Genomic DNA, 18,339 nt, shown 5'->3' on the forward strand with positions numbered 1-18,339 from the left:
GTACGGCAGCACCCCTTGACACCCGGAAGACGCGGACGCACCATCCCTACCCACCGGGACTAACTATCCAGTGGGTTAATTGGCCGGGATCCGGCACCTTCCTCTCCCACCTCCGCTCACGCTCACTCCGCCTACGGTGGAGTCCCCCCGAAGGAGCACGCCGTGTCCGTCCCCGCCGAAGCCGTCGGGCAACCGAAAAAGGCGGCCGCCGCCGCCTGGATCGGCAGCGCCCTGGAGTACTACGACTTCTTCATCTACGGCAGCGCGGCCGCGCTGATCTTCCCGAAGGTGTTCTTCGACGCCTCCGATCCCGCGACCGCCACCCTGCTGTCGCTGGCCACCTTCGGCGTCGCCTATGCCGCCCGCCCCGTCGGCGCGCTCTTCCTCGGGCACGTCGGCGACCGGCTGGGCCGCAAGAAGATCATGGTGTTCACGCTGATCCTGATGGGCTTGTCGACGTTCCTCATCGGCTGTCTGCCCACCCGCGCCCAGGCAGGCTCCCTCGCCCCCGTGCTGCTGGTGCTGTGCCGGGTGCTGCAGGGGATCTCGGCGGCGGGAGAGCAGGCCAGCGCGAGTTCCATGAGTCTGGAGCACGCGCCGGAACACCGGCGCGGCTTCTTCACCAGCTTCACCCTCAGCGGCACCCAGGGCGGCCAGCTGATCGCCACCCTCGTCTTCCTCCTCGTCGCCCAGCTGCCCGACGACCAGTTGCTGTCCTGGGGCTGGCGGGTGCCGTTCTGGCTGAGTGTCGCCGTCGCCGTCGTCGGGTACGTCATCCGGCGCAGGCTCGAGGAGACCCCGGCCTTCACCCAGGAGGCGGCTACCGCGGGTGTCGTACGGCTGCCGCTGCTGGTGCTGCTGCGCGAGCACTGGCGGGACGTGCTGCGGGTGATCGCGGGCGCTCTCATCGCCTCGGTGAGCACGATCTTCACGGTGTGGTCGCTGGCCTACGCCACCAGTGACTCGGTCGGCATGTCCCGGTCCTCGATGCTGTGGGTGGGGGCTCTCGCCAATCTGGTCGCCCTGGCGGCGATCCCGCTGTGGGCGACGCTGTCCGACCGGATCGGCCGCCGCCCCGTGTACCTGGCCGGCGCGGCCGGCAGCGCGGTGACGATGTTCCTGTACCTGTGGGCGATCTCGGCCGGCTCCTACCTGCTGACCCTGCTGACCGGCGTCCTCGCCTTCGGGGTGGTCTACAGCGCCGCCAACGGCGTGTGGCCCGCCTTCTACGGGGAGATGTTCTCCACCCGGGTCCGGCTGTCCGGCATGGCGATCGGCACGCAGATCGGCTTCGCGGTCGCCGGGTTCGCGGTCACCTTCGCCGCGCAGGTCGCGGGTCCCGGCGGCGACGACTGGTCGGCGGTCGGCCTGTTCACCGCGGCCCTGTGCGTCCCGCCGGTGATCGCCGCCCTCTCGGCCCGCGAGACCCACCGGGTTCCCACGCGGGCGCTGGGCGAGCGGGCGGGGAAGGAGGCCTCGCGGCCGGAGGCGGTGTCGGCCTGACGCACCACCCCCAGGCTCCCGCCCGGCCGGCGGGAGCCTGACGACTCAGGGCGGGTGTACGACGGCGCAGTCCAGAACGGCGTCATAACGGCCGCTGCTCCTGGACTACTCGACTGCGGGCTTGCACGGCTTCGCCGCGCGGGCCGCCGGGCGGACCGATCGTGCATACGGTCTACGGTTTCGGAATACCGTATGCACGCTCCACCCGCAGCCTCAGCACCAGTCGGCGGTCGCGGACCATGGCGGCCCGGTAGTCGTCCCAGTCCGGGTGTTCGCCCTGCACGTCGCGATAGAGGCGGACCAGTTCCTCCACCGTCCCGTCGTACGGGTCCCCGGCGACGGGCGAGAGGTCGGCGGTGCCCTCGGCGACCGCGTACGCCCACCGATCGGCGGTGGTGACGTAGTACGAGGCTCTCGGATCCCGTCGCAGATTGCGGGTCTTGGCGCGGTCGTCGGTGAGCGAGACCCGGATGATCCGCTCGTCGGGGTAGTAGGCGTGGTTGACGTTCGACAGCTGGGGCCGGCCGTCTCGCTTGAGAGTGACCAGCACTCCGCTGTTGCCGTCGATGAGCAGCCCGAGCAGTGCGTCCTGCGGAGCGTCGTGAGTCATGTCTGGATCAACTGTCCCGTCACACCCGCGCATTCCGGGTAGACAGTGTCTATGGCCTTGAGTGGAGGTCCGTGGTCGTCCCGGAGGGGTAGGACGGACCCCACCAGGCCGGACATGACCGGAGGAGAGCGATGGCACAGCTGCGACAGGAAGTCGACCCGGGCGAGGCCGGACTGGACGCGAAGGCGCTGGACCGCCTCGACCAGTACGTCGCCCACCACGTCGGCGAAGGACGACTGCCCGGCTTCCTGATGGCCGTCTCGCGCGGCGGCCGCGTCGCCCACCTCACCGTGCACGGGCACCGCGACCTCGCTGCGGGACTGCCGGTCGAGGCGGACACCCTGTGGCGGATCTACTCCATGACCAAGCCCGTCACCGCGGTCGCCGTACTGCTGCTGGCGGAGGAGGGCAGGCTGTCACTGGACGACCCGCTCGAGCGTCACCTCCCCGCCTTCACCGATCCCCGGGTGTACGTCGGCGGCTCCGGCCCCGACGTGGAGACCCGCCCGGCCGACGGCCCCGTACTCCTGCGCCACCTGCTGACCCACACCGCGGGCCTCACCTTCGGCTTCTACTACTCCCACCCCGTCGACGCGCTCTACCGCGAGGCCGGCCTGGAGTCGTCGGTGCCGCCGGGCGCGGACCTGGCCGAGACCATGGACGTGTACGCGCGGCTTCCGCTGCAGTTCGAGCCGGGTACGCAGTGGAACTACTCGGTCGCCTCCAACGTGCTCGGCCGGGTGATCGAAGTGGTCTCCGGGCAGCCGCTCGACCAGTTCTTCGCCGACCGGGTCTTCCGGCCGCTCGGCATGACGGACGCGGGCTTCGAGGTCACACCCGAACAGTCTGGCAGGCTCGCCGAGTTGTACAGCGAGACCGAAACCGGTGGCATCAAGCCGATCCCCGGGCTGCCGCTGCGCGGCCGCCCCCGCTTCCTGTCCGGCAGCGGCGGCATGGTCGCCTCGGCCCACGACTACCACCGGTTCATGGAGATGCTCCGCCGGGGCGGCGAACTGGACGGCACCCGCCTGCTCTCCGCCGAGTCGGTGGCCCTCATGACCACCAACCACCTCCCCGGCGGCGCCGACCTGCGCGCCTTCGGCGCCCGGGCCCATCAAGAGCCCGGCAACGCGGGCGTCGGCTTCGGCTTCAACGTCTCCGTGGTCACCGACCCCGTCCGGACGGTGGCGCCCCTGGGCCTGGGCACGTTCGGCTGGAGCGGCGTGGCGACCACGACATTCTGGATCGATCCGGGCCGGGACCTGACCGCGCAGTTCATGACCCAGGTGCGTCCGAAGACACTGAAGATCTTCCCGGAGCTGAAGCGCCTGGTGCGGGCGGCCGTCGTCGACTGAATACGATCTCTGTATACGACCCCTGTATGCGTCAAACCAGGTTGGACTCCGGGCGCGGGGCGTCGGCCGCGAAACGGTCGGCGCTCAGGGGACGGACATCCAGGAAGGGCGTGCGGCCCAGGTAGAGGTCGCGGATCACCTCGCCGACGGCGGGTGCCTGCAGGAAACCGTGACCGGAGAAGCCGGTTGCATACAAAAATCGGGATACTGAAGACGCCTCGCCGATCAGGGCGTTGTGGTCGGGCGTGTTCTCGTACAGCCCCGCCCACCCGCCGGTGCGGCGCAGGTCCAGCAGGGCGGGGGCGCGCCGTTCCATGGCCTCGGTGAGGCGGGGGATCCAGCGGTCGTGGGTGTGGGTGGCGAAGCCGGGTGTCTCGTCGGGGTCGGACATGCCGACCAGCAGGCCCGGGCCTTCGGCGTGGAAGTACAGGCTGGTGGTGAAGTCGATCGTCATCGGCAGCGTGGGCGGCAAGCCTGGGACGGCTTCCGTGACGGCGATCTGGCGGCGCAGCGGCTGCACCGGCAGGTCCACTCCGGCCATCGCGCCGACCGCCCGCGACCAGGCGCCCGCCGCGCAGATCACGGTGCCGGTGACGATGCGGCCCAGGCTCGTGGTCACCGCGGTGATCGTGTCGCCGTGCCGTTCGATGCCGGTGACCTCGGTGTGCCGCAGGACCCGGGCGCCGTGGGCACGGGCAGCCAAGACGTAGCCGTGGACGACCGCCTCGGGCGTGCAGTGGCCGTCGTCCGGGGACCATGCGGCGGCCAGCAGTCCGTCGGTACTGATCAGCGGCGACAGGCGCCGGGCCTCCTCGGGGGCGATGATGCGGCTGGGCACGCCGAGGGAGTTCTGCAGCCGCACGCCCGCCTCGAAGGAGGCCACGTCCTCGGGCGTCGACAGCAGGAAGAGGTAGCCGACCCGGTGCAGCCCGATGTCGTGTCCCGTGTCCTGCTCGAACCGGGCGAAGGCTTCCAGACTGCGGGCGCCCAGCTGGATGTTGAGCTCGTCGGAGAACTGCGCCCGCACCCCGCCGGCTGCCTTCGACGTGGACCCGGCGGCCGGTTCGTCGCGTTCGACGAGTACGACGTCACGGATGCCTGCCCGGGCCAGATGCCAGGCGATGCTGGTGCCGATCACCCCGCCGCCGACGATCACGACCCCGGCCTGCATGGTCACTTGGCGCCTCCGCAGCAGTCGGCGTCCGGGGCCCGGAGAGGAAGAGGACGCCGTCGGTCATGGCCTCTTCTTCCTGTCCGGATCTCCGGGCTCGTATGCGGGACAGGTGGTTCGGGACACGTGGTTCAGGACAGATGAGCGACGGCGTCCAGGTGGGGCAGGTGGTGGTCGAGTCGTTCCCGCTTCGTCCGCAGATAGGTGATGTTGCTCTCGCACGGCGGAATCAGCAGCGGCACCGTCTCGGCGACCTCTATGCCGTGCCGCACCAACGCCTCCCGCTTGCGCGGGTTGTTGGACATCAGGCGTACCGAGTTCACGCCGAGGTCCTGCAGCATCCCGGCGGCGACACCGTAGTCACGGGCGTCGACGGGCAGTCCGAGGGCGAGGTTCGCCTCCACGGTGTCCAGGCCCTCCGCCTGCAGGGCCATCGCACGCAGCTTGGCGAGGAGGCCGATGCCACGGCCCTCGTGCCCTCTCAAGTAGACGACGATGCCGCTGCCTTCGGCGACGACCGCACGCAGCGCGGAGTCCAGCTGGTCGCCGCACTCGCAGTGCTGGGAGCCGAACGCGTCGCCGGTCAGGCACTCCGAGTGCAGCCGCACGAGCACGCCTTCGGAACCGATCTCGCCGTGGACCAGGGCCACTTGCTCGTCACCGCGGTCGTGGTCCAGATATCCGACCGCCTGGAATTTTCCGTACACCGTGGGCAGTGGCGCATTGACGACGCGTTCCACACCCGTACGCTGCGGTGCCTTCTTGCCGAGTACGCCGATGTTGTCTGTCATGATCTGATTCCTAATGCAGAGACGAAAGGCCGTGAAGAAATGAGTGTTTCGGGCGCGGGTGGGGCGACGTACGGTACACGGGGCCCGCTGCCGGCGGACACCACGGAAGACGTACGGACGCGGGCGGCGGGCGTCTCAGCACAGGTGGCCGTCCTTCCCGTCGGCAGTTTCGAGCAGCACGGCCCCTACCTTCCGTTGGCGACCGACACCCTGGTCGCCTGTGCCATCGCCCGGGAGATCGCCGCGGCGCACCCGGTGCACCTCCTTCCTCCGGTGACGGTCGCCTGCTCGCACGAGCACGCGGCCTGGCCAGGGACCGTCAGCATCTCCTCCGTGACCCTGCATGCGGTGGTCCGGGACATCGCGGCGTCGCTGCGCCGTTCGGGCGTCGAGGCGCTCGTCGTGGTCAACGGGCACGGCGGGAACTACGTGCTGGGCAACGTGGTTCAGGAGGCTTCCGCGCGCGGGGAGCGGATGGCGCTGTTCCCGGCCGCGGAGGACTGGGAGGAGGCACGGGAGCGGGCCGGGGTGCTCACCTCGCTGCTCACCGACATGCACGCGGGAGAAATCGAGACGTCCATTCTGCTGCACGCTCATCCCGAATATGTCCGTCCTGGTTACGAGTCCGCCGATTTCACCGCGGACGACCGCCGTCATCTGCTCACCGTGGGAATGTCCGCCTATACCGAATCGGGTGTCATCGGCCGTCCTTCCCTGGGGTCGGCGGAAAAGGGGAGGGAACTGCTGGCGAGCCTGGCCGAATCCTTCGGCGCGTATCTGGAGTTGCTCACCTCGTCGGAGCCGGAGGACGGCTCCGGCAGCGTGCGCGTGTAGCGGCCGCGCAGTCCGGTGTACCACCGGAAGACGAGGACGAGCGCGCCGGGCAGGGCGGCGACGAAGCTGAGCACGCCGTACACCACGGCGACGGCCAGTCCGCTGCTCGCGCCCAGCCCGGCCGCGCCGAACGCCCAGGCGGTGGCGCCCTCCCGGGGGCCGAAGCCGCCGACGTTCAGCGGCAGGCCCATGGCGATCAGGGCGAGCACCGCGAGCGGCAGCAGCACCGGCACGGAGGCATCGGATCCGGCGACCCGGGCCGCGACGACGAACATCGCGAGGTGTCCGGCCAGGACGACGACGGAGGACAGGGCGACACCCGGACCGTTGCGGCGCGACAGCAGCGCGTGGCGGGCCTCGACGAGGCTCGTACGGCGGGTGCCCCGACGCGAGGGTGCGCGGTTCATGCGGACCGCGAGGACGACGGCGAGCGCGCCCAGCGCGGCGAAGACGGCCGGCAGGGCGAAGCTGCGGGTGTCGGCCCGTACCGGCGAGGGCAGTGTCAGCAGTGCCGCCCCGCCGATCACGGCCAGCGCGACCTGGCCCGCGACGCGCTCCAGCACGACCGCTCGGACGCCGCGCCCCATGTCGCCGGCGCTCTGCCCGTGCCGCACCGCCCGGTGCACGTCGCCGAGGACGCCGCCGGGCAGGGCCGCGTTCAGGAACAGCGCCCGGTAGTAGTCGGCGACGGCCGCCCCCAGCGGCAGCCGGATCCCGAGGCCGCGGGCCACCAACTGCCAGCGCCAGGCGCTGAACACCGTGGTGCCGACGCCGATTCCCAGCGACACGAGCAGCGTTGGGCCGTCGATCCGTCGCAGCCCGTCGAGAAAGACGCCCGTGCCCAGCCGCCACAGCAGGACGGCGAGGATGACGACACCGGCAACGGTGCCGAAGTGGGTTCGTACGGCGGGGGTGTTGAGGCGTGCGAGGAGAGAACGCGGGCCGGAGCGGGGGGCGGAGGGCGTGTCCGGGCCGGAGGACGCGTCGGGGCCGGTGGGTTGCGGGGGCACCGGGACGGGGTCCGGCATGTGGGGGGCCGGTGCCGCGGCGTCCGGCACCCGGACGGGCACGGGCACCCGCACGGGCACGGGCATCGCAACCGCCTGCGGCACGGCCCCGGTTGCCGTGGCCGTGCCCGCGGACCTGCGCACCCGGGTGCGTGCGGTCCGAGTGCGTACGGTCGTGGTGGGCTGCACGCGCGCGTGGGTGGCCGCACCGGCCGTCCGCGGCTTCGTGGCACCGTACGCCTGGGAGGTCCGGGCGGCACTCGGCCGTGTGGTACGCGCACTGGCCGCGAGCGTCGTCCGCGCACTCGCCGGACGCATGGTCGCCGCACGCGTGGTCGCGGCACGCGTGGTCGCGGCGCTCCCCGTCTGCGGGGCCCCCGCGCTCACGCGGCGCCGCCCGAAGGCCGGGGCAGGGCCAGCAGGTCGCTGTGGTGGACGGTGACGCGCAGTTCGCCGGCGGCGCAGGCGGCCAGGCGCTCCTGGAGGTAGCGGTCGGCGCGCTCGCCCAGTTCGGGGCGCTGTTCGACGGCCGCGCCGACCCAGCCGCGCAGCCACTGGGCGGTCAGTTCGGCGTCGTCGGGGCCCAGTCGCCAGGGGCTGGGGTTGACCCGTACGGTCGCGCCGCGCTCGCCGAAGGCCTCGACGGCCACGGTGACCGCGTCGGGGCCGAGCAGGCCGCCGCGCCGCTGGTGGGCGTTGAACGCCTCGGCGATCTCGGCGTCCAGCGGGGCGGACGGGCCGAGTTCGACGCGTCCGGCGACGGACAGGGTCAGCAGCGCCGGGCAGCCGGCGCCGGCGCAGGCCTCGGCGAGGGCCTCGATCTCCTCGCGGGTGAGGACGTCGAGCAGGGCGGAGGCGGTCACCAGGGAGGCGCCGGACAGGGCGTCCGGGGTGAGCCGGGCGACGTCGGCGCGCCGGGTCTCCACGGTGACCCGGCTGCCGTCGGCGGCCGCCCGGGGGGAGGCGACGGCGGCGAAGTGCAGCAGGTAGGGGTCTCGGTCGTGCAGGATCCAGTGCTGGGCGCCGTCCAGGCGGGGCGCGAGCCAGCGGCCCATCGAGCCCGTGCCGCAGCCCAGGTCGTGCACGACGAGGCTCCCGCACCGGCCCGGCCGGTTGGCCAGCCGTATCCGCAGCGGGTCGAGCAGGTCGTGCGCCCGGGCGGCCCCGTCGGCCCCTTCGCGCAGCTGGAGCCATTCGGGCGCGTACCGGGGCGGCTCCTCCTCCGACTCCGACCCGGCGTCCCTCAGCCGTACGGTGGCCCGCTCGCCGGGGCGGGCGACGGGGCCCGCGCCGGCGATCACGCCGGACGGTCCGGTCTCGCCGGCGGTGTCGTGCCGCGGTGCGGGTTCCGTCATGTCGCTGGCCCTGTCGGTCGCACTGTCAATCGCCGTATTCCCTGCCGCGTCCGAGACGCCCCTGGGGCCGGGCTGGGCCGGGATGCCGTCGGTCGTCGTGGTGGTCGGGCTCATGCCGCCCTCCGGGGTTCGTCGGGGAGTCGCAGCAGGACTCCGGCCAGGCTGCGGGCGGTGGCCGCCCAGCCGCCGAGTGCCGCGCGGCGGCCGCGGGCGGCGGCCTTCAGACGGCGGCGCACATCGGCCTCGCCGAACCAGCCGCGCAGTTCGGCGGCGAGGGCGGCGGGGTCCTCCGGCGGTACGAGGATGCCAGGCACGCCGCCGTCGGGGGCGCGGCCGACCGCCTCGGGCAGCCCGCCGACATCGGTGGCCAGCACCGGGATGCCGCGCGCGAGGGCCTCGGTGACCGCCATGCCGTAGGTCTCGGCATAGGAGGTGAGGACCATCAGGTCGGCGGTGGCGTAGCTGGCGTCGAGGGCGGCGCCGGAGCGCGGCCCGGCCAGGTGCAGGCGGTCGCTCAGGCCGTGCCTCTCGATGAGGGCGCGCAGGTGGGCGACGTACTCGGGGTCCTGGTTGAGGCCGCCCACGCAGGTGCAGGTCCACGGCAGGTCCCGTACCGCCGCGAGTGCCTCCACCAGCCGGTGCTGGCCCTTGCGCGGGGTGACCGCGGCCACGCACACCAGGTGGGAGACGCCGTCGGTGCCGGGGGCGAGGGGGGCGATGTCGGCGCCGGGGGCGGCGACGTGCACCCGCTCGGGGGCCAGGCCGTGGTGGGAGACGAGGCGGCGCACCGCCCAGTCGCTGGTGGCGATCACCGCGGGCACCGCCCGCAGCACCTCCCGTTCCCGGGCGTCGAGGCCGGCGGCGACGGACGGCTCGAGGCCGGTCTCGTCGCCGAGCGGCAGATGCACCAGGACGGCCAGGCGCAGCCGTTCGGCCTCGGGGACGACGATCTCGGGGACGCCGCAGGCGACGATGCCGTCCAGCAGGACGACGGCGCCGTCGGGCAGCTCCCGCAGGGTGCGGGCGAGCGCGTCACGGGCGGCGGCGCCGGGGCGGGGCCAGGCGCCGTCCACGGGGTGCTTGGTGACCTGCCAGCCGAAGCCGGGCAGGTCCAGGCAGACCCGCCGGTCGTAGGCGTTGCCGCCGCTGGGGTTGGCCGGGTCGTCGATGCCGCCCGGCAGGACGAAGTGGACGGTGCGCAGGGACATGGGGATGATCCCGACGTGGTTCAGGGTCTCGCGCTGGGCGGGCACGTAGGCGAGAGGCGACGCGCCGCCGAGGGGCGCCCGGTCGATGGTCGTGTCGGTCACAGGGCACGCTCGTAACTCGCCCAGGCGATGTGCGACTCGTGCAGGGTGACCGTGAGGCCCGCCAGGCCCCTGGCGCCCTCGCCGAGGGCGCCCTTGTGGACGCGTTCGGCGAGCCGGTCGGCGATGACCTTGGCGAGGAACTCGGTGGAGGTGTTGGTGCCGGCGAAGTCGGGCTCGTTGTCGAGGTTGCGGTAGTTCAGCTCGCTCACCACGGCACCCAGTTCCTGGGTGGCCAGCCCGATGTCGACGACGATGTTGTCGTCGTCGAGCTGCTCGCGCCGGAATGTGGCGTCCACCAGGAAGGTGGCGCCGTGCAGCCGCTGGGCGGGCCCGAACACCTCGCCGCGGAAGCTGTGGGCGATCATGATGTGATCGCGGACGGTGATGCTGAACAAGTGACGACCCTCCAGGTGCGGCGCGTCCGGCTCCCCGGCCATTCCCTGCCGGGGGGATGCCGTGTAGTACGGCTCTTCGCTTCCCCTTGTTCAGCCGTTCCTCACTCTTTTCTCAGGTCAGGCGCTCTTGCCGGGCCGCCGGTGGTCCGGGATCGGACAACCCGTCAGTCGTCCTCGCCGTAGCGCACCCGGTGGCACAGTGCCGGGATCTCCCCTGATGCGAGTCTGGGCAGCACGTCGGGGAGCTCCTCGAACGCGGACTCGCCGGTGATGAGCGCGTCCAGGGCGGGGTCGGCGAGCAGGTCGAGGGCGAGGGCGAGCCGGTCGGCGTAGGTGCGGCCGGGGCGGGCCGGGGAGACGGTGCCGACCTGGCTGCTGCGCACGGTCAGCCGCCGGGAGTGGAAGGCCTCGCCGAGCGGGAGGCTGATCCGCCGGTCGCCGTACCAGCTGAGTTCGACGACGGTGCCCTCGGAGGCGAGGAGTTCCAGTGACCGGGTCAGGCCCGCTTCGGTGGCGCTGGCGTGGACGACCAGGTCGCAGTCGCCGAGGGCGTCCGCGGGCGAGGCGAAGCCGGCACCGAGGGCCTCGGCGGTCTTCGCGCGCGCGGGGTCGGCGTCGACGAGTTGCAGCCGTACGCCGGGGAAGCGGGCCAGCAGGGCGGCGACCGAGCAGCCGACCATGCCGCCGCCGACCACGGCGATCCGGTCGCCGACCAGCGGGGCCGCGTCCCACAGGGCGTTCACGGCCGTTTCGACGGTCCCGGCGAGGACAGCCCGCCGCGGGGGCACGTGATCGGGCACCACGGTCACGGCGCTCGCCGGGACGACGTAACGGCTCTGGTGCGGATACAGGCAGAAGACCGTGCGGCCGACCAGCTCGCCGGGCCCCTCCTCCACGACCCCGACGCTGAGGTAGCCGTACTTCACCGGGCCGGGGAAATCACCCTCCTGGAACGGCGCCCGCATCGCGGCGTGCTGGCTCCGAGGCACCCCGCCGCGGAAGACGAGCGTCTCGGTGCCGCGGCTCACCCCGGAGTACAGCGCGCGGACCAGCACCTCGCCCTCGGCCGGTGCCGCGAGCGCCTCTTCACGGATCTCTCCGTTCCCCGGCGAGGCGAGCCAAAACGCACGGGCCGAGTGGTTCATCGGCATCCTCCTGAACGATCGGGAACTTGTCCACGTACCGAGTTGTGCACAGGGAGATGTGCACAGGCCGCGCACAGTACGCGGCGTTGATCGACTCTGTCACTCGGCCGGAGGATGTGCGGTGGCCCTGAACAACACGTACGACGCAAGGCTGGTCCAGCAGGAGACCGCTGTGGGAGCGGGCGTCCAGATCCTGCTGCTGGCCCTGCTGGGCTCGGCCATCGGAATGGGGCCGGCCGGCTGGCTGACGGGCCTGGTGTTCGCGATCGCCACCTGGGCGGTGCTCTCCCGGGCCCTGCACCGCTCCCGGCTGCGCTCCTTCGGACCCGCCAACCGCGTCACCCTGGGCCGGGCCACCCTGGTCGGTGGGGTGACCGCGCTGGTCGCGGACTCCTTCGAGAGCTCCCCGCCGGTCACGCTGCTGGTCGGCCTGACCGCCGTCGCCCTGATCCTGGACGGCGTGGACGGCAAGGTGGCCCGCCGCACGGGTACCTCGACGGCGCTGGGTGCCCGCTTCGACATGGAGGTCGACGCGTTCCTGATCCTGGTGCTGAGCGTGTACGTGGCCATGCAGCTCGGCCCGTGGGTGCTGCTGATCGGCGGTATGCGGTATGCGTTCGTCGCCGCCGCCCGCGTCGCGCCCTGGCTGAACGCGCCGCTGCCGCCGTCCTTCGCCCGCAAGACGGTCGCCGCGACGCAGGGCGTCTGCCTGCTGCTGGCCGGCGCGGAACTCCTGCCGCACGCCGCCAACCTGGGGATCGCGCTGCTGGCACTGGGGTCGCTGCTGTGGTCGTTCGGACGGGACGTGCACTGGCTGTACCGGACGTCCCGGACGAGCCCGGTGGCGGCGGTGGAGAAGCGGGCGCAGGTGCAGGAGCAGGCGCCGGTGCAGGAGCAGGCGCAGGCGCAGGCGGGTGCGGAGGAGCAGCTGCTGGAGCCCGCGCTGCGGTGAACCGTCCCGGCAGATGTGCGGAAGGGCCCCGGACCATCGACTGGTCAGGGGCCCTTCGCATGTGCGGTGCTACGAGCGCTGTGCTGTGTGCGCTGTGCCGTGCGCGGCGCTACGACCGTGCGGACCGGCCGCGTACGAGGGCGAAGGCCGCCGCGGCGAGGCCGAGCACGCCGACGATCAGGCCCGCGACGCCGAGACCGCGCGCCGTCGAGTCGGAGTCGCTGCCGGAGGCGGCGGCCGACTTGGCGCCGGCGGAGCTCTTGGCGTCCGGGGACCCGGCCTTGCCGCTCGCCGAGGAGCTGTCGCCGTCCTCGGCCGCGCCCTCGGCGGTGAGCTTCAGCGCCGGTGCCGGGTTCTCCGGTTCGTCCGCGCCTTCCGCGGGCTGCTCGATCCAGCGGACCGTCTTGCCGTCGGAGTACGTCTGAAGGGTCTTGAAGGTCAGCTGGTCGGTGTCGTCGGGCAGCTGGCCGAAGGCGACGTCGAAGTCCTCGAAGTGCCCGGCGGTGATCTTGCCGCCGGTGAAGGTGATCTCAGAGGCGGCCTCGGTGATGGTGCCGTCGTCGGTCTTCACCGGCTTCTTGAGCTTGCTGGTGGTCACCTTGGCGGTCCAGCCGTCCCGCGGGGAGACCAGGACGCCGAGGACGGGGTGGTCGGTGGGCAGGAAGACCTGCACCTTGGTGGTGGCGGCGCTGTTCTCCTCGTTGGGCACGCGGAAGGTCAGCACACCGTCCGTGGCGCCCTTGGCGTAGCTCTCGGGGTGCACGGTGACGTGCGCGGAGGCGGCACCCGCGGCGGCGAGGACACCGGCGGCGGCGAGAACGGTGACGAGCCCGGCGCGGCGCGCGCTCCCGGACGTGCGGGAGGACATGCGGGAGGACATGCGGGAGGACATGCTGATGGACATGGGTGAGTGGATCTCCGTACGTACTGAAAGGTGTAGGGGGTCAGATCGGGTACGGAATCCGGGCTGGCGGCCCGCGACGGCTCACCGCGTGCCGCAGCGGAAGCAGGCGGGGCGTTTCCGGGTCGGCCGGGGCGCGCAGCGGCCCGTCGAGGAGTCCGGGCAGCGGGGCGTTGCGCCACCAGGCGGCAAGGCCCGGCACCAGGGCGGCCGCCCGCCGCAGCAGCGAGAACAGGGCGGCCTCGCCGCGCCGGAGCCACCAGGAGGCGACCAGGGCGGCGAGGATGTGGGCGGCGGTGGCGTGCGCGGTCACCGCGTGAACGCGGTGCGGATGGGCCATCTCCGCCATGACGTGATCGGGCATCCGTGTCATGCCCATGGCGTGCACGGACAGGGGGACGGCGCGGTGCGCCGCGTCGAAGGCGATGTGCAGGCCCGCCTGGGTGGCCAGCATGGCCGCCCCGATCCCGAGCAGCGAACGCTCCCGCCCTCCGAGCAGCCACCCGAGCGCGAACACGCCGAGGAAGCCGGCGGCGTCGACCCGCACCGGCGGCATGTCACCCATGGCGAGCCCATGCCCGGCGGCAGCCAGCAGCACGCACACCGCGGCGAACACCGCGGCACGCAGGCTCCGGACGGCCGGGGACGCGCTCATGGTGAGGGATCCTCCCACGCAGCAGGGATACGTGGGGCGAGCGGCCCCTGTTCACGGAATGGCCCGCTGGCCCTATTCGATGCCGGTCGCGTCCATCAGACGGATCAGCTCATCACGGCCGTAGCCGATGAGCCGGGCCCTGTAGGCGGCGCCGAGAAGCATGTGGGCCACGATCTGGCCCTTGAACCCGTCCTTGCCCTCCCCGAACCACTCCCCGGGCTTCTCGATACCGAGACTGTTCATGACCAGGCCGTGCTCCCGGCAGATCTCGGCGACGGTGTCCGTCACCGCGTCGAGAAGTGTGGCTCCGGGGCGCTCGCAGTCGAGGGCGAAGCGCCCCCAGTCGGCGGGGACGCACCCCTCGGGCGGGTTCACGCGCAGTGCCGCGTAGCGCCGGTCGTCGAAAAGTCCGGCTTCGAACGCGTCGTCCACCAGGGCGAACCGGTGATACCCAGGTGGCACGGGGGGCGGAGGAGGCGTGTACTCCCATCCCGCGTCCTCGTGCAGGCGCCGCTGCACCTCTTCCCCGTCGGCGTCCGTCACGGTGAAGCCGGTCTCCATGTTGCGGCCCGTCGTGGTGCCGTCGGGATTGCGGTGAAAGGCAAAGCTCATGTGCTCCCCCATGGGGTCGGTCGGTCTGGCGATTCCCCGCCATCGATCCAAACGGACCGCGCCTTCCGTGCATCCCCGGTCTCGGCGAAGCTCACTCGAAGGCGTGACCGCCACCGGACCCGTGCCTGGCCACGACGCACCCACGCTCCGCTCAGCCGCGCGTCCGAGGATTTTCCCGACGCCGAGTCCGGTTGCACGGGATGACGGTGCGTGTCACGCGCCGGGCCGCGGGACCGGAGGCTCGGCGCACGCCTGGGTGAGCAGGAAGTCGTCGCTGTCTGCCAGGCCGCCACGGAGGCGAGGTATGCCTCTTCCTCTGGCGCGAGGCCGACCGGGTCGGGTCGGCCTCGGCGGCCACGGCGGGCAGGTGGACGCCGACGACTGCCCCGGGGTGCGCCTCGGCGAGGCATGAGGTGGTTCCGGCGCCCGTCTCGGCCCTCCCCCTTGCACTCGTGCGGACCGGTGGGCGCGGGCTCCCGCACCCGCGCCCACCGGTCGTCCGGGCCGGGCTCAGGCGGCCCGGCGTGACTGGCCGCGGTGGATGCGGACGAGGTCCGCGTACCGGTGGCCGGAGCCCTTGATGGTGCGTGCCTGGGTGCGGTAGTCGACGTGGACGAGGCCGAAACGCTTGTCGTAGCCGTACGCCCACTCGAAGTTGTCCAGCAGCGACCAGGCGAAGTAGCCGGCCAGCGGGGCGCCCTTGCGGGCGGCGGAGGCGCAGGCGGCCAGGTGGCGCTCCAGGTAGTCCTGGCGTTCGGGGTCGTCGACGGTGCCGTCGGGGCGGACCACGTCCGCGAAGGCCGAGCCGTTCTCGGTGACGTGGATCTTCCGCGGGCCGTACTCCTCGGTGAGGCGCAGCAGCAGTGTCTCGATGCCGCTCGCGTCGATCTCCCAGTCCATGCCGGTGCGCGGGACGCCGGGGCGGCGTACGGTGCGGGCGCGGGGGGCGGGGCCGTGCGGGTCGTCGGCGACGTATGCCGGGAAGTAGTAGTTCAGGCCCAGCCAGTCCAGCGGGGCGGCGATGGTCGTCGAGTCGCCGGGTTTTCCGGGGAGTTCGACGCCGTACGTGTCGACCATGTCGGCCGGGAAGCCGCGGCCGTGCACCGGGTCCAGCCACCAGCGGTTGACGTGCCCGTCGTGGCGGCGGGCGGCCGCGACGTCCTCGGGGCGGTCGGTGGCGGGGTGCACGGTGGAGAGGTTGTTGACGATGCCGATCCGCGCGTCGGGGGCGGCGGCGCGGATCGCCTGCGTGGCGAGGCCGTGGCCGAGGAGCAGGTGGTAGGAGGCGCGTACGGCGGCGGTCAGATCGGTCAGGCCGGGGGCCATCGTGCCCTCGAGGTGGCCGATCCAGGCCGAGCAGGACGGTTCGTTGAGGGTGGCCCAGTGCTTGACGCGGTCGCCGAGGCGGGCGGCGACGACCGAGGCGTACTCGGCGAACAGGACGGCGGTCTCCCGCTCCGGCCAGCCGCCGCGGTCCTGGAGCGCCTGCGGCAGGTCCCAGTGGTAGAGGGTGAGGGACGGGGTGATGCCCGCGTCGAGCAGCGCGTCCACCAACTCGTCGTAGAAGGCCAGCCCCTTGGCGTTCACCGGTCCGTCGCCGCCGGGCCGGACGCGTGGCCAGGCCACGGACAACCGGTAGGCGTTGGTGCCGAGTTGGCGCATCAGGCCGATGTCCTCGCGCCAGCGGTGGTAGTGGTCGCAGGCGACGTCGCCGTTGTCGTCGTTCGCGATCTTCCCGGGGGTGTGCGAGAAGGTGTCCCAGATCGAGGGCGACCGGCCGTCCTCGGCGACGGCTCCCTCGATCTGGTACGCCGCTGTGGCCGTGCCCCACAGGAAGTCGTGCGGGAGTGCGGCGAGGTCGATGCGTACGGACACGGACGTCCCTTCGGAATACGGGGTGTTGGTCACTTGACGGCGCCCGCCGTCAGTCCGGCGACGAGATAGCGCTGGAGCAGCAGGAAGCCCGCGACCACGGGCACGCTGACGACGAGCGAGGCGGCCATGATCTGGTTCCAGTAGACGTTGTTGAGCGTGGAGTAGCCCTGGAGGCCGACGGCCAGGGTGCGCGTGGTGTCGTTGGTCATCACCGACGCGAAGAGCACCTCTCCCCAGGCCGTCATGAACGCGTAGACGGCGACCGCGACGATGCCCGGGATCGCGGCCGGCACGACGATCCTCAGCAGCGCGCCGAACGGCCCGCAGCCGTCCACCAGCGCCGCCTCGTCGAGGTCGCGCGGCACTGAGTCGAAGTACCCGATCAGCATCCAGATCGAGAACGGCAGGGAGAAGGTGAGATACGTGAGGATCAGCCCGCCGCGCGAGCCGAACAGAGCGATGCCGGTGGCGTTGCCGATGTTGACGTAGAGCAGGAAGAGAGGGAGGAGGAAGAGGATGCCGGGGAACATCTGCGTCGAGAGCACGGTGACCGTGAAGACGCGCTTGCCCCGGAATTCGTAGCGGCTGACGGCGTAGGCGGCGAACACCGCGACGACCACCGAGCAGACCGTCGCCGCGCCCGCCACGATCAGCGAGTTCACGAAGTACCTGGCGAGCGGGACCGTCGACCAGATGTCGATGTACGGGCGGACGGTCAGACCCCTGGGCAGCCAGCGGAATTTGCCCGTGACGTCCGCGAGGGGCTTCAGCGAGCTGGAGACCATCACGTACACGGGAATCAGTACGAAGCCGGTGAGCAGGGTGAGGAAGATCCGCCGGGCCCACAGGAACGAACGGGGCGGCGCCATGGGCGAGTCAGACATCGGCGGCCTCCCGTCCACGCGAGGTGAGCAGCAGGTACACACCCGTCACGGCCAGCAGGAACATCAGCAGCAGCACGGACATGGCCGAGCCGGTACCGAAGTTCCAGGTGACGAAGGAGGCTTGGTAGATGTGCACCGAGATGAGGTCCGCGGCCTCGGGGGCGGCCTTGCCGAACAGGACGTACGGTGTGTTGAAGTCGTTGAACGTCCACAGGAACAGGACGAGGACCAGCACCTGGTTGACCGGGCGCAGCGACGGCAGGGTGATGCGGCGGATCTGCTGCCACCTCCCGGCGCCGTCCAGCGCGGCGGCCTCGTACAGCTCGGACGGGATGTTCTGGAGTCCGGCCATGACGATGAGGAAGGCGAACGGCCAGCCCTTCCACACCGATACGACGAGCAGCGCGTAGAAGCTGTTGTCGCCGATCAGCCAGAAGGACGGCTTGCCGGTGAGGTGCAGCTGGTCGTGCAGGACGTGGTTCACCAGGCCGTTGTCGTGCTGGAACATGAACACCCAGGTGATGACGGCCGCGTAGACGGGCAGCGCGTACGGCACCAGGAACAGGGCGCGCAGCAGGCCGCGGCCGCGGAAGGTGTCCTGCATGAAGATCGCGGCGGCCGTGCCGATCAGCCAGCACAGCGCCACCGACAGCAGGGTGAAGCCGACGGTGACGAAGAACGAGTGCAGCAGTGCCTCGCCCACGGGGGCGTCGAAGTCCATCGAGACGCGGTAGTTGCCGAAGCCGGACCAGGGGGCGGTGCCCCAGTCGCGGATGTAGAACTGCGTCAGTTCCTTGAAGCTCATCACGGTGCCGATGACCATCGGCACGAGGTGGACGAGGAGTTCGAGGAGCAGGGCGGGCAGGAGCAGTAGGTACGGCAGCCCTGTGCGGCGGATCCGCCCGGTGCGGCGGCGGGGTTCGTGTGCCTCCGCACCGGGTGAGTCGCCCCGCGCCTTCTCCGGGAGAGCGGTGGTGGTCATCG

At 71.9% G+C, this 18,339-nt stretch carries 17 protein-coding genes and 1 pseudogene; 4 read left to right on the forward strand and 14 right to left on the reverse strand.

The genetic code is table 11. The features are described 5' to 3' along the window. Positions 1–162: 162 nt before the first annotated feature. Complete coding sequence (locus tag ACH45E_RS39400) at positions 163–1,503, forward strand: MFS transporter (RefSeq protein WP_361448832.1); 1,341 nt, start codon at positions 163–165, stop codon at positions 1,501–1,503. A gap of 172 nt (positions 1,504–1,675) precedes the next feature. On the opposite strand, the gene ACH45E_RS39405 is transcribed toward ACH45E_RS39400, so the two are convergent. Continuing rightward, positions 1,676–2,113 carry a PPOX class F420-dependent oxidoreductase gene (locus ACH45E_RS39405; RefSeq protein WP_361448835.1) on the reverse strand — a complete coding sequence of 146 codons (438 nt, stop codon included), beginning with the start codon at positions 2,111–2,113 and terminating at the stop codon, positions 1,676–1,678. 131 nt (positions 2,114–2,244) lie between these two features. Here ACH45E_RS39405 and ACH45E_RS39410 point away from each other — a divergent pair, with 131 nt between their 5' ends. Continuing rightward, positions 2,245–3,468, forward strand: a complete 1,224-nt coding sequence (locus ACH45E_RS39410; protein ID WP_361448838.1) for a serine hydrolase domain-containing protein — start codon at positions 2,245–2,247, stop codon at positions 3,466–3,468. A 31-nt stretch (positions 3,469–3,499) separates the two neighbouring features. Here the strand turns inward: ACH45E_RS39410 and ACH45E_RS39415 are convergent, their stop codons facing one another. Together ACH45E_RS39415 and ribA are read right to left on the reverse strand one after the other, a co-directional pair. Then, complete coding sequence (locus tag ACH45E_RS39415; RefSeq protein ID WP_361449177.1) at positions 3,500–4,639, reverse strand: FAD-binding oxidoreductase; 1,140 nt, start codon at positions 4,637–4,639, stop codon at positions 3,500–3,502. A 131-nt stretch (positions 4,640–4,770) separates the two neighbouring features. Then, positions 4,771–5,430 (reverse strand): GTP cyclohydrolase II, encoded by a 660-nt coding sequence (ribA, locus tag ACH45E_RS39420; protein WP_361448841.1) that lies wholly within the window; start codon positions 5,428–5,430, stop codon positions 4,771–4,773. A gap of 39 nt (positions 5,431–5,469) precedes the next feature. On the opposite strand from ribA, the gene ACH45E_RS39425 reads away from it, so the two are divergent. After that, complete coding sequence (locus tag ACH45E_RS39425; protein WP_361448844.1) at positions 5,470–6,264, forward strand: creatininase family protein; 795 nt, start codon at positions 5,470–5,472, stop codon at positions 6,262–6,264. 104 nt (positions 6,265–6,368) lie between these two features. Here ACH45E_RS39425 and ACH45E_RS39430 read toward each other — a convergent pair. The 5 genes and pseudogenes from ACH45E_RS39430 to ACH45E_RS39450 all read right to left on the reverse strand — a co-directional run. Continuing rightward, positions 6,369–7,589 (reverse strand): annotated as a pseudogene (locus ACH45E_RS39430) (lysylphosphatidylglycerol synthase transmembrane domain-containing protein); the annotation flags it as partial. Between the two features lie 65 nt (positions 7,590–7,654). Further along, positions 7,655–8,740, reverse strand: coding sequence for a class I SAM-dependent methyltransferase (locus ACH45E_RS39435; RefSeq protein WP_399042488.1), 1,086 nt, complete (start codon positions 8,738–8,740; stop codon positions 7,655–7,657). Then, positions 8,737–9,936, reverse strand: coding sequence for a glycosyltransferase family 4 protein (locus ACH45E_RS39440; protein ID WP_361448847.1), 1,200 nt, complete (start codon positions 9,934–9,936; stop codon positions 8,737–8,739). The genes ACH45E_RS39435 and ACH45E_RS39440 overlap by 4 nt, the downstream gene beginning before the upstream one ends. Then, complete coding sequence (locus ACH45E_RS39445; protein WP_361448850.1) at positions 9,933–10,331, reverse strand: 6-carboxytetrahydropterin synthase; 399 nt, start codon at positions 10,329–10,331, stop codon at positions 9,933–9,935. Before ACH45E_RS39445 ends, ACH45E_RS39440 begins: the two co-directional genes overlap by 4 nt. Positions 10,332–10,495: 164 nt before the next feature. Next, entirely contained in the window at positions 10,496–11,476 is a 981-nt protein-coding gene (locus ACH45E_RS39450) for a zinc-binding alcohol dehydrogenase (protein ID WP_361448853.1), read from the reverse strand. 121 nt (positions 11,477–11,597) lie between these two features. On the opposite strand from ACH45E_RS39450, the gene ACH45E_RS39455 reads away from it, so the two are divergent. Further along, positions 11,598–12,428 (forward strand): CDP-alcohol phosphatidyltransferase family protein, encoded by an 831-nt coding sequence (locus ACH45E_RS39455; RefSeq protein ID WP_361448856.1) that lies wholly within the window; start codon positions 11,598–11,600, stop codon positions 12,426–12,428. Between the two features lie 109 nt (positions 12,429–12,537). Here the strand turns inward: ACH45E_RS39455 and ACH45E_RS39460 are convergent, their stop codons facing one another. The 6 genes from ACH45E_RS39460 to ACH45E_RS39485 all read right to left on the reverse strand — a co-directional run bounded on the left by ACH45E_RS39460 (position 12,538) and on the right by ACH45E_RS39485 (position 18,337). Continuing rightward, positions 12,538–13,296, reverse strand: a complete 759-nt coding sequence (locus ACH45E_RS39460; RefSeq protein WP_361449183.1) for a YcnI family protein — start codon at positions 13,294–13,296, stop codon at positions 12,538–12,540. A gap of 76 nt (positions 13,297–13,372) precedes the next feature. Further along, positions 13,373–13,984 carry a hypothetical protein gene (locus ACH45E_RS39465; protein WP_361448859.1) on the reverse strand — a complete coding sequence of 204 codons (612 nt, stop codon included), beginning with the start codon at positions 13,982–13,984 and terminating at the stop codon, positions 13,373–13,375. Between the two features lie 72 nt (positions 13,985–14,056). Continuing rightward, positions 14,057–14,596: a hypothetical protein gene (locus ACH45E_RS39470; protein ID WP_361448862.1), complete on the reverse strand. Its 540-nt coding sequence runs from the start codon at positions 14,594–14,596 to the stop codon at positions 14,057–14,059. Positions 14,597–15,106: 510 nt separating this feature from the next. After that, entirely contained in the window at positions 15,107–16,471 is a 1,365-nt protein-coding gene (locus ACH45E_RS39475) for a GH1 family beta-glucosidase (protein ID WP_361448864.1), read from the reverse strand. A 29-nt stretch (positions 16,472–16,500) separates the two neighbouring features. Continuing rightward, positions 16,501–17,340 carry a carbohydrate ABC transporter permease gene (locus ACH45E_RS39480; protein ID WP_361449186.1) on the reverse strand — a complete coding sequence of 280 codons (840 nt, stop codon included), beginning with the start codon at positions 17,338–17,340 and terminating at the stop codon, positions 16,501–16,503. A 7-nt stretch (positions 17,341–17,347) separates the two neighbouring features. Next, entirely contained in the window at positions 17,348–18,337 is a 990-nt protein-coding gene (locus ACH45E_RS39485) for a sugar ABC transporter permease (protein WP_361448867.1), read from the reverse strand. Positions 18,338–18,339: the final 2 nt, after the last annotated feature.

Source organism: Streptomyces sp. NPDC020299, assembly GCF_044387825.1.
In the GTDB taxonomy this organism is placed as follows: domain Bacteria; phylum Actinomycetota; class Actinomycetes; order Streptomycetales; family Streptomycetaceae; genus Streptomyces.

Bases quoted from the DNA above. Each gene is read 5' to 3' on its own strand.
- ACH45E_RS39405 (WP_361448835.1), bottom strand. From the start codon at position 2,113: ATGACTCACGACGCTCCGCAGGACGCACTGCTCGGGCTGCTCATCGAC.
- ACH45E_RS39410 (WP_361448838.1), top strand. From the start codon at position 2,245: ATGGCACAGCTGCGACAGGAAGTCGACCCGGGCGAGGCCGGACTGGAC.
- ACH45E_RS39415 (WP_361449177.1), bottom strand. From the start codon at position 4,639: ATGCAGGCCGGGGTCGTGATCGTCGGCGGCGGGGTGATCGGCACCAGC.
- ribA (WP_361448841.1), bottom strand. From the start codon at position 5,430: ATGACAGACAACATCGGCGTACTCGGCAAGAAGGCACCGCAGCGTACG.
- ACH45E_RS39425 (WP_361448844.1), top strand. From the start codon at position 5,470: ATGAGTGTTTCGGGCGCGGGTGGGGCGACGTACGGTACACGGGGCCCG.
- ACH45E_RS39435 (WP_399042488.1), bottom strand. From the start codon at position 8,740: ATGAGCCCGACCACCACGACGACCGACGGCATCCCGGCCCAGCCCGGC.
- ACH45E_RS39450 (WP_361448853.1), bottom strand. From the start codon at position 11,476: ATGAACCACTCGGCCCGTGCGTTTTGGCTCGCCTCGCCGGGGAACGGA.
- ACH45E_RS39460 (WP_361449183.1), bottom strand. From the start codon at position 13,296: ATGTCCTCCCGCACGTCCGGGAGCGCGCGCCGCGCCGGGCTCGTCACC.
- ACH45E_RS39465 (WP_361448859.1), bottom strand. From the start codon at position 13,984: ATGAGCGCGTCCCCGGCCGTCCGGAGCCTGCGTGCCGCGGTGTTCGCC.
- ACH45E_RS39470 (WP_361448862.1), bottom strand. From the start codon at position 14,596: ATGAGCTTTGCCTTTCACCGCAATCCCGACGGCACCACGACGGGCCGC.
- ACH45E_RS39480 (WP_361449186.1), bottom strand. From the start codon at position 17,340: ATGGCGCCGCCCCGTTCGTTCCTGTGGGCCCGGCGGATCTTCCTCACC.
- ACH45E_RS39485 (WP_361448867.1), bottom strand. From the start codon at position 18,337: ATGACCACCACCGCTCTCCCGGAGAAGGCGCGGGGCGACTCACCCGGT.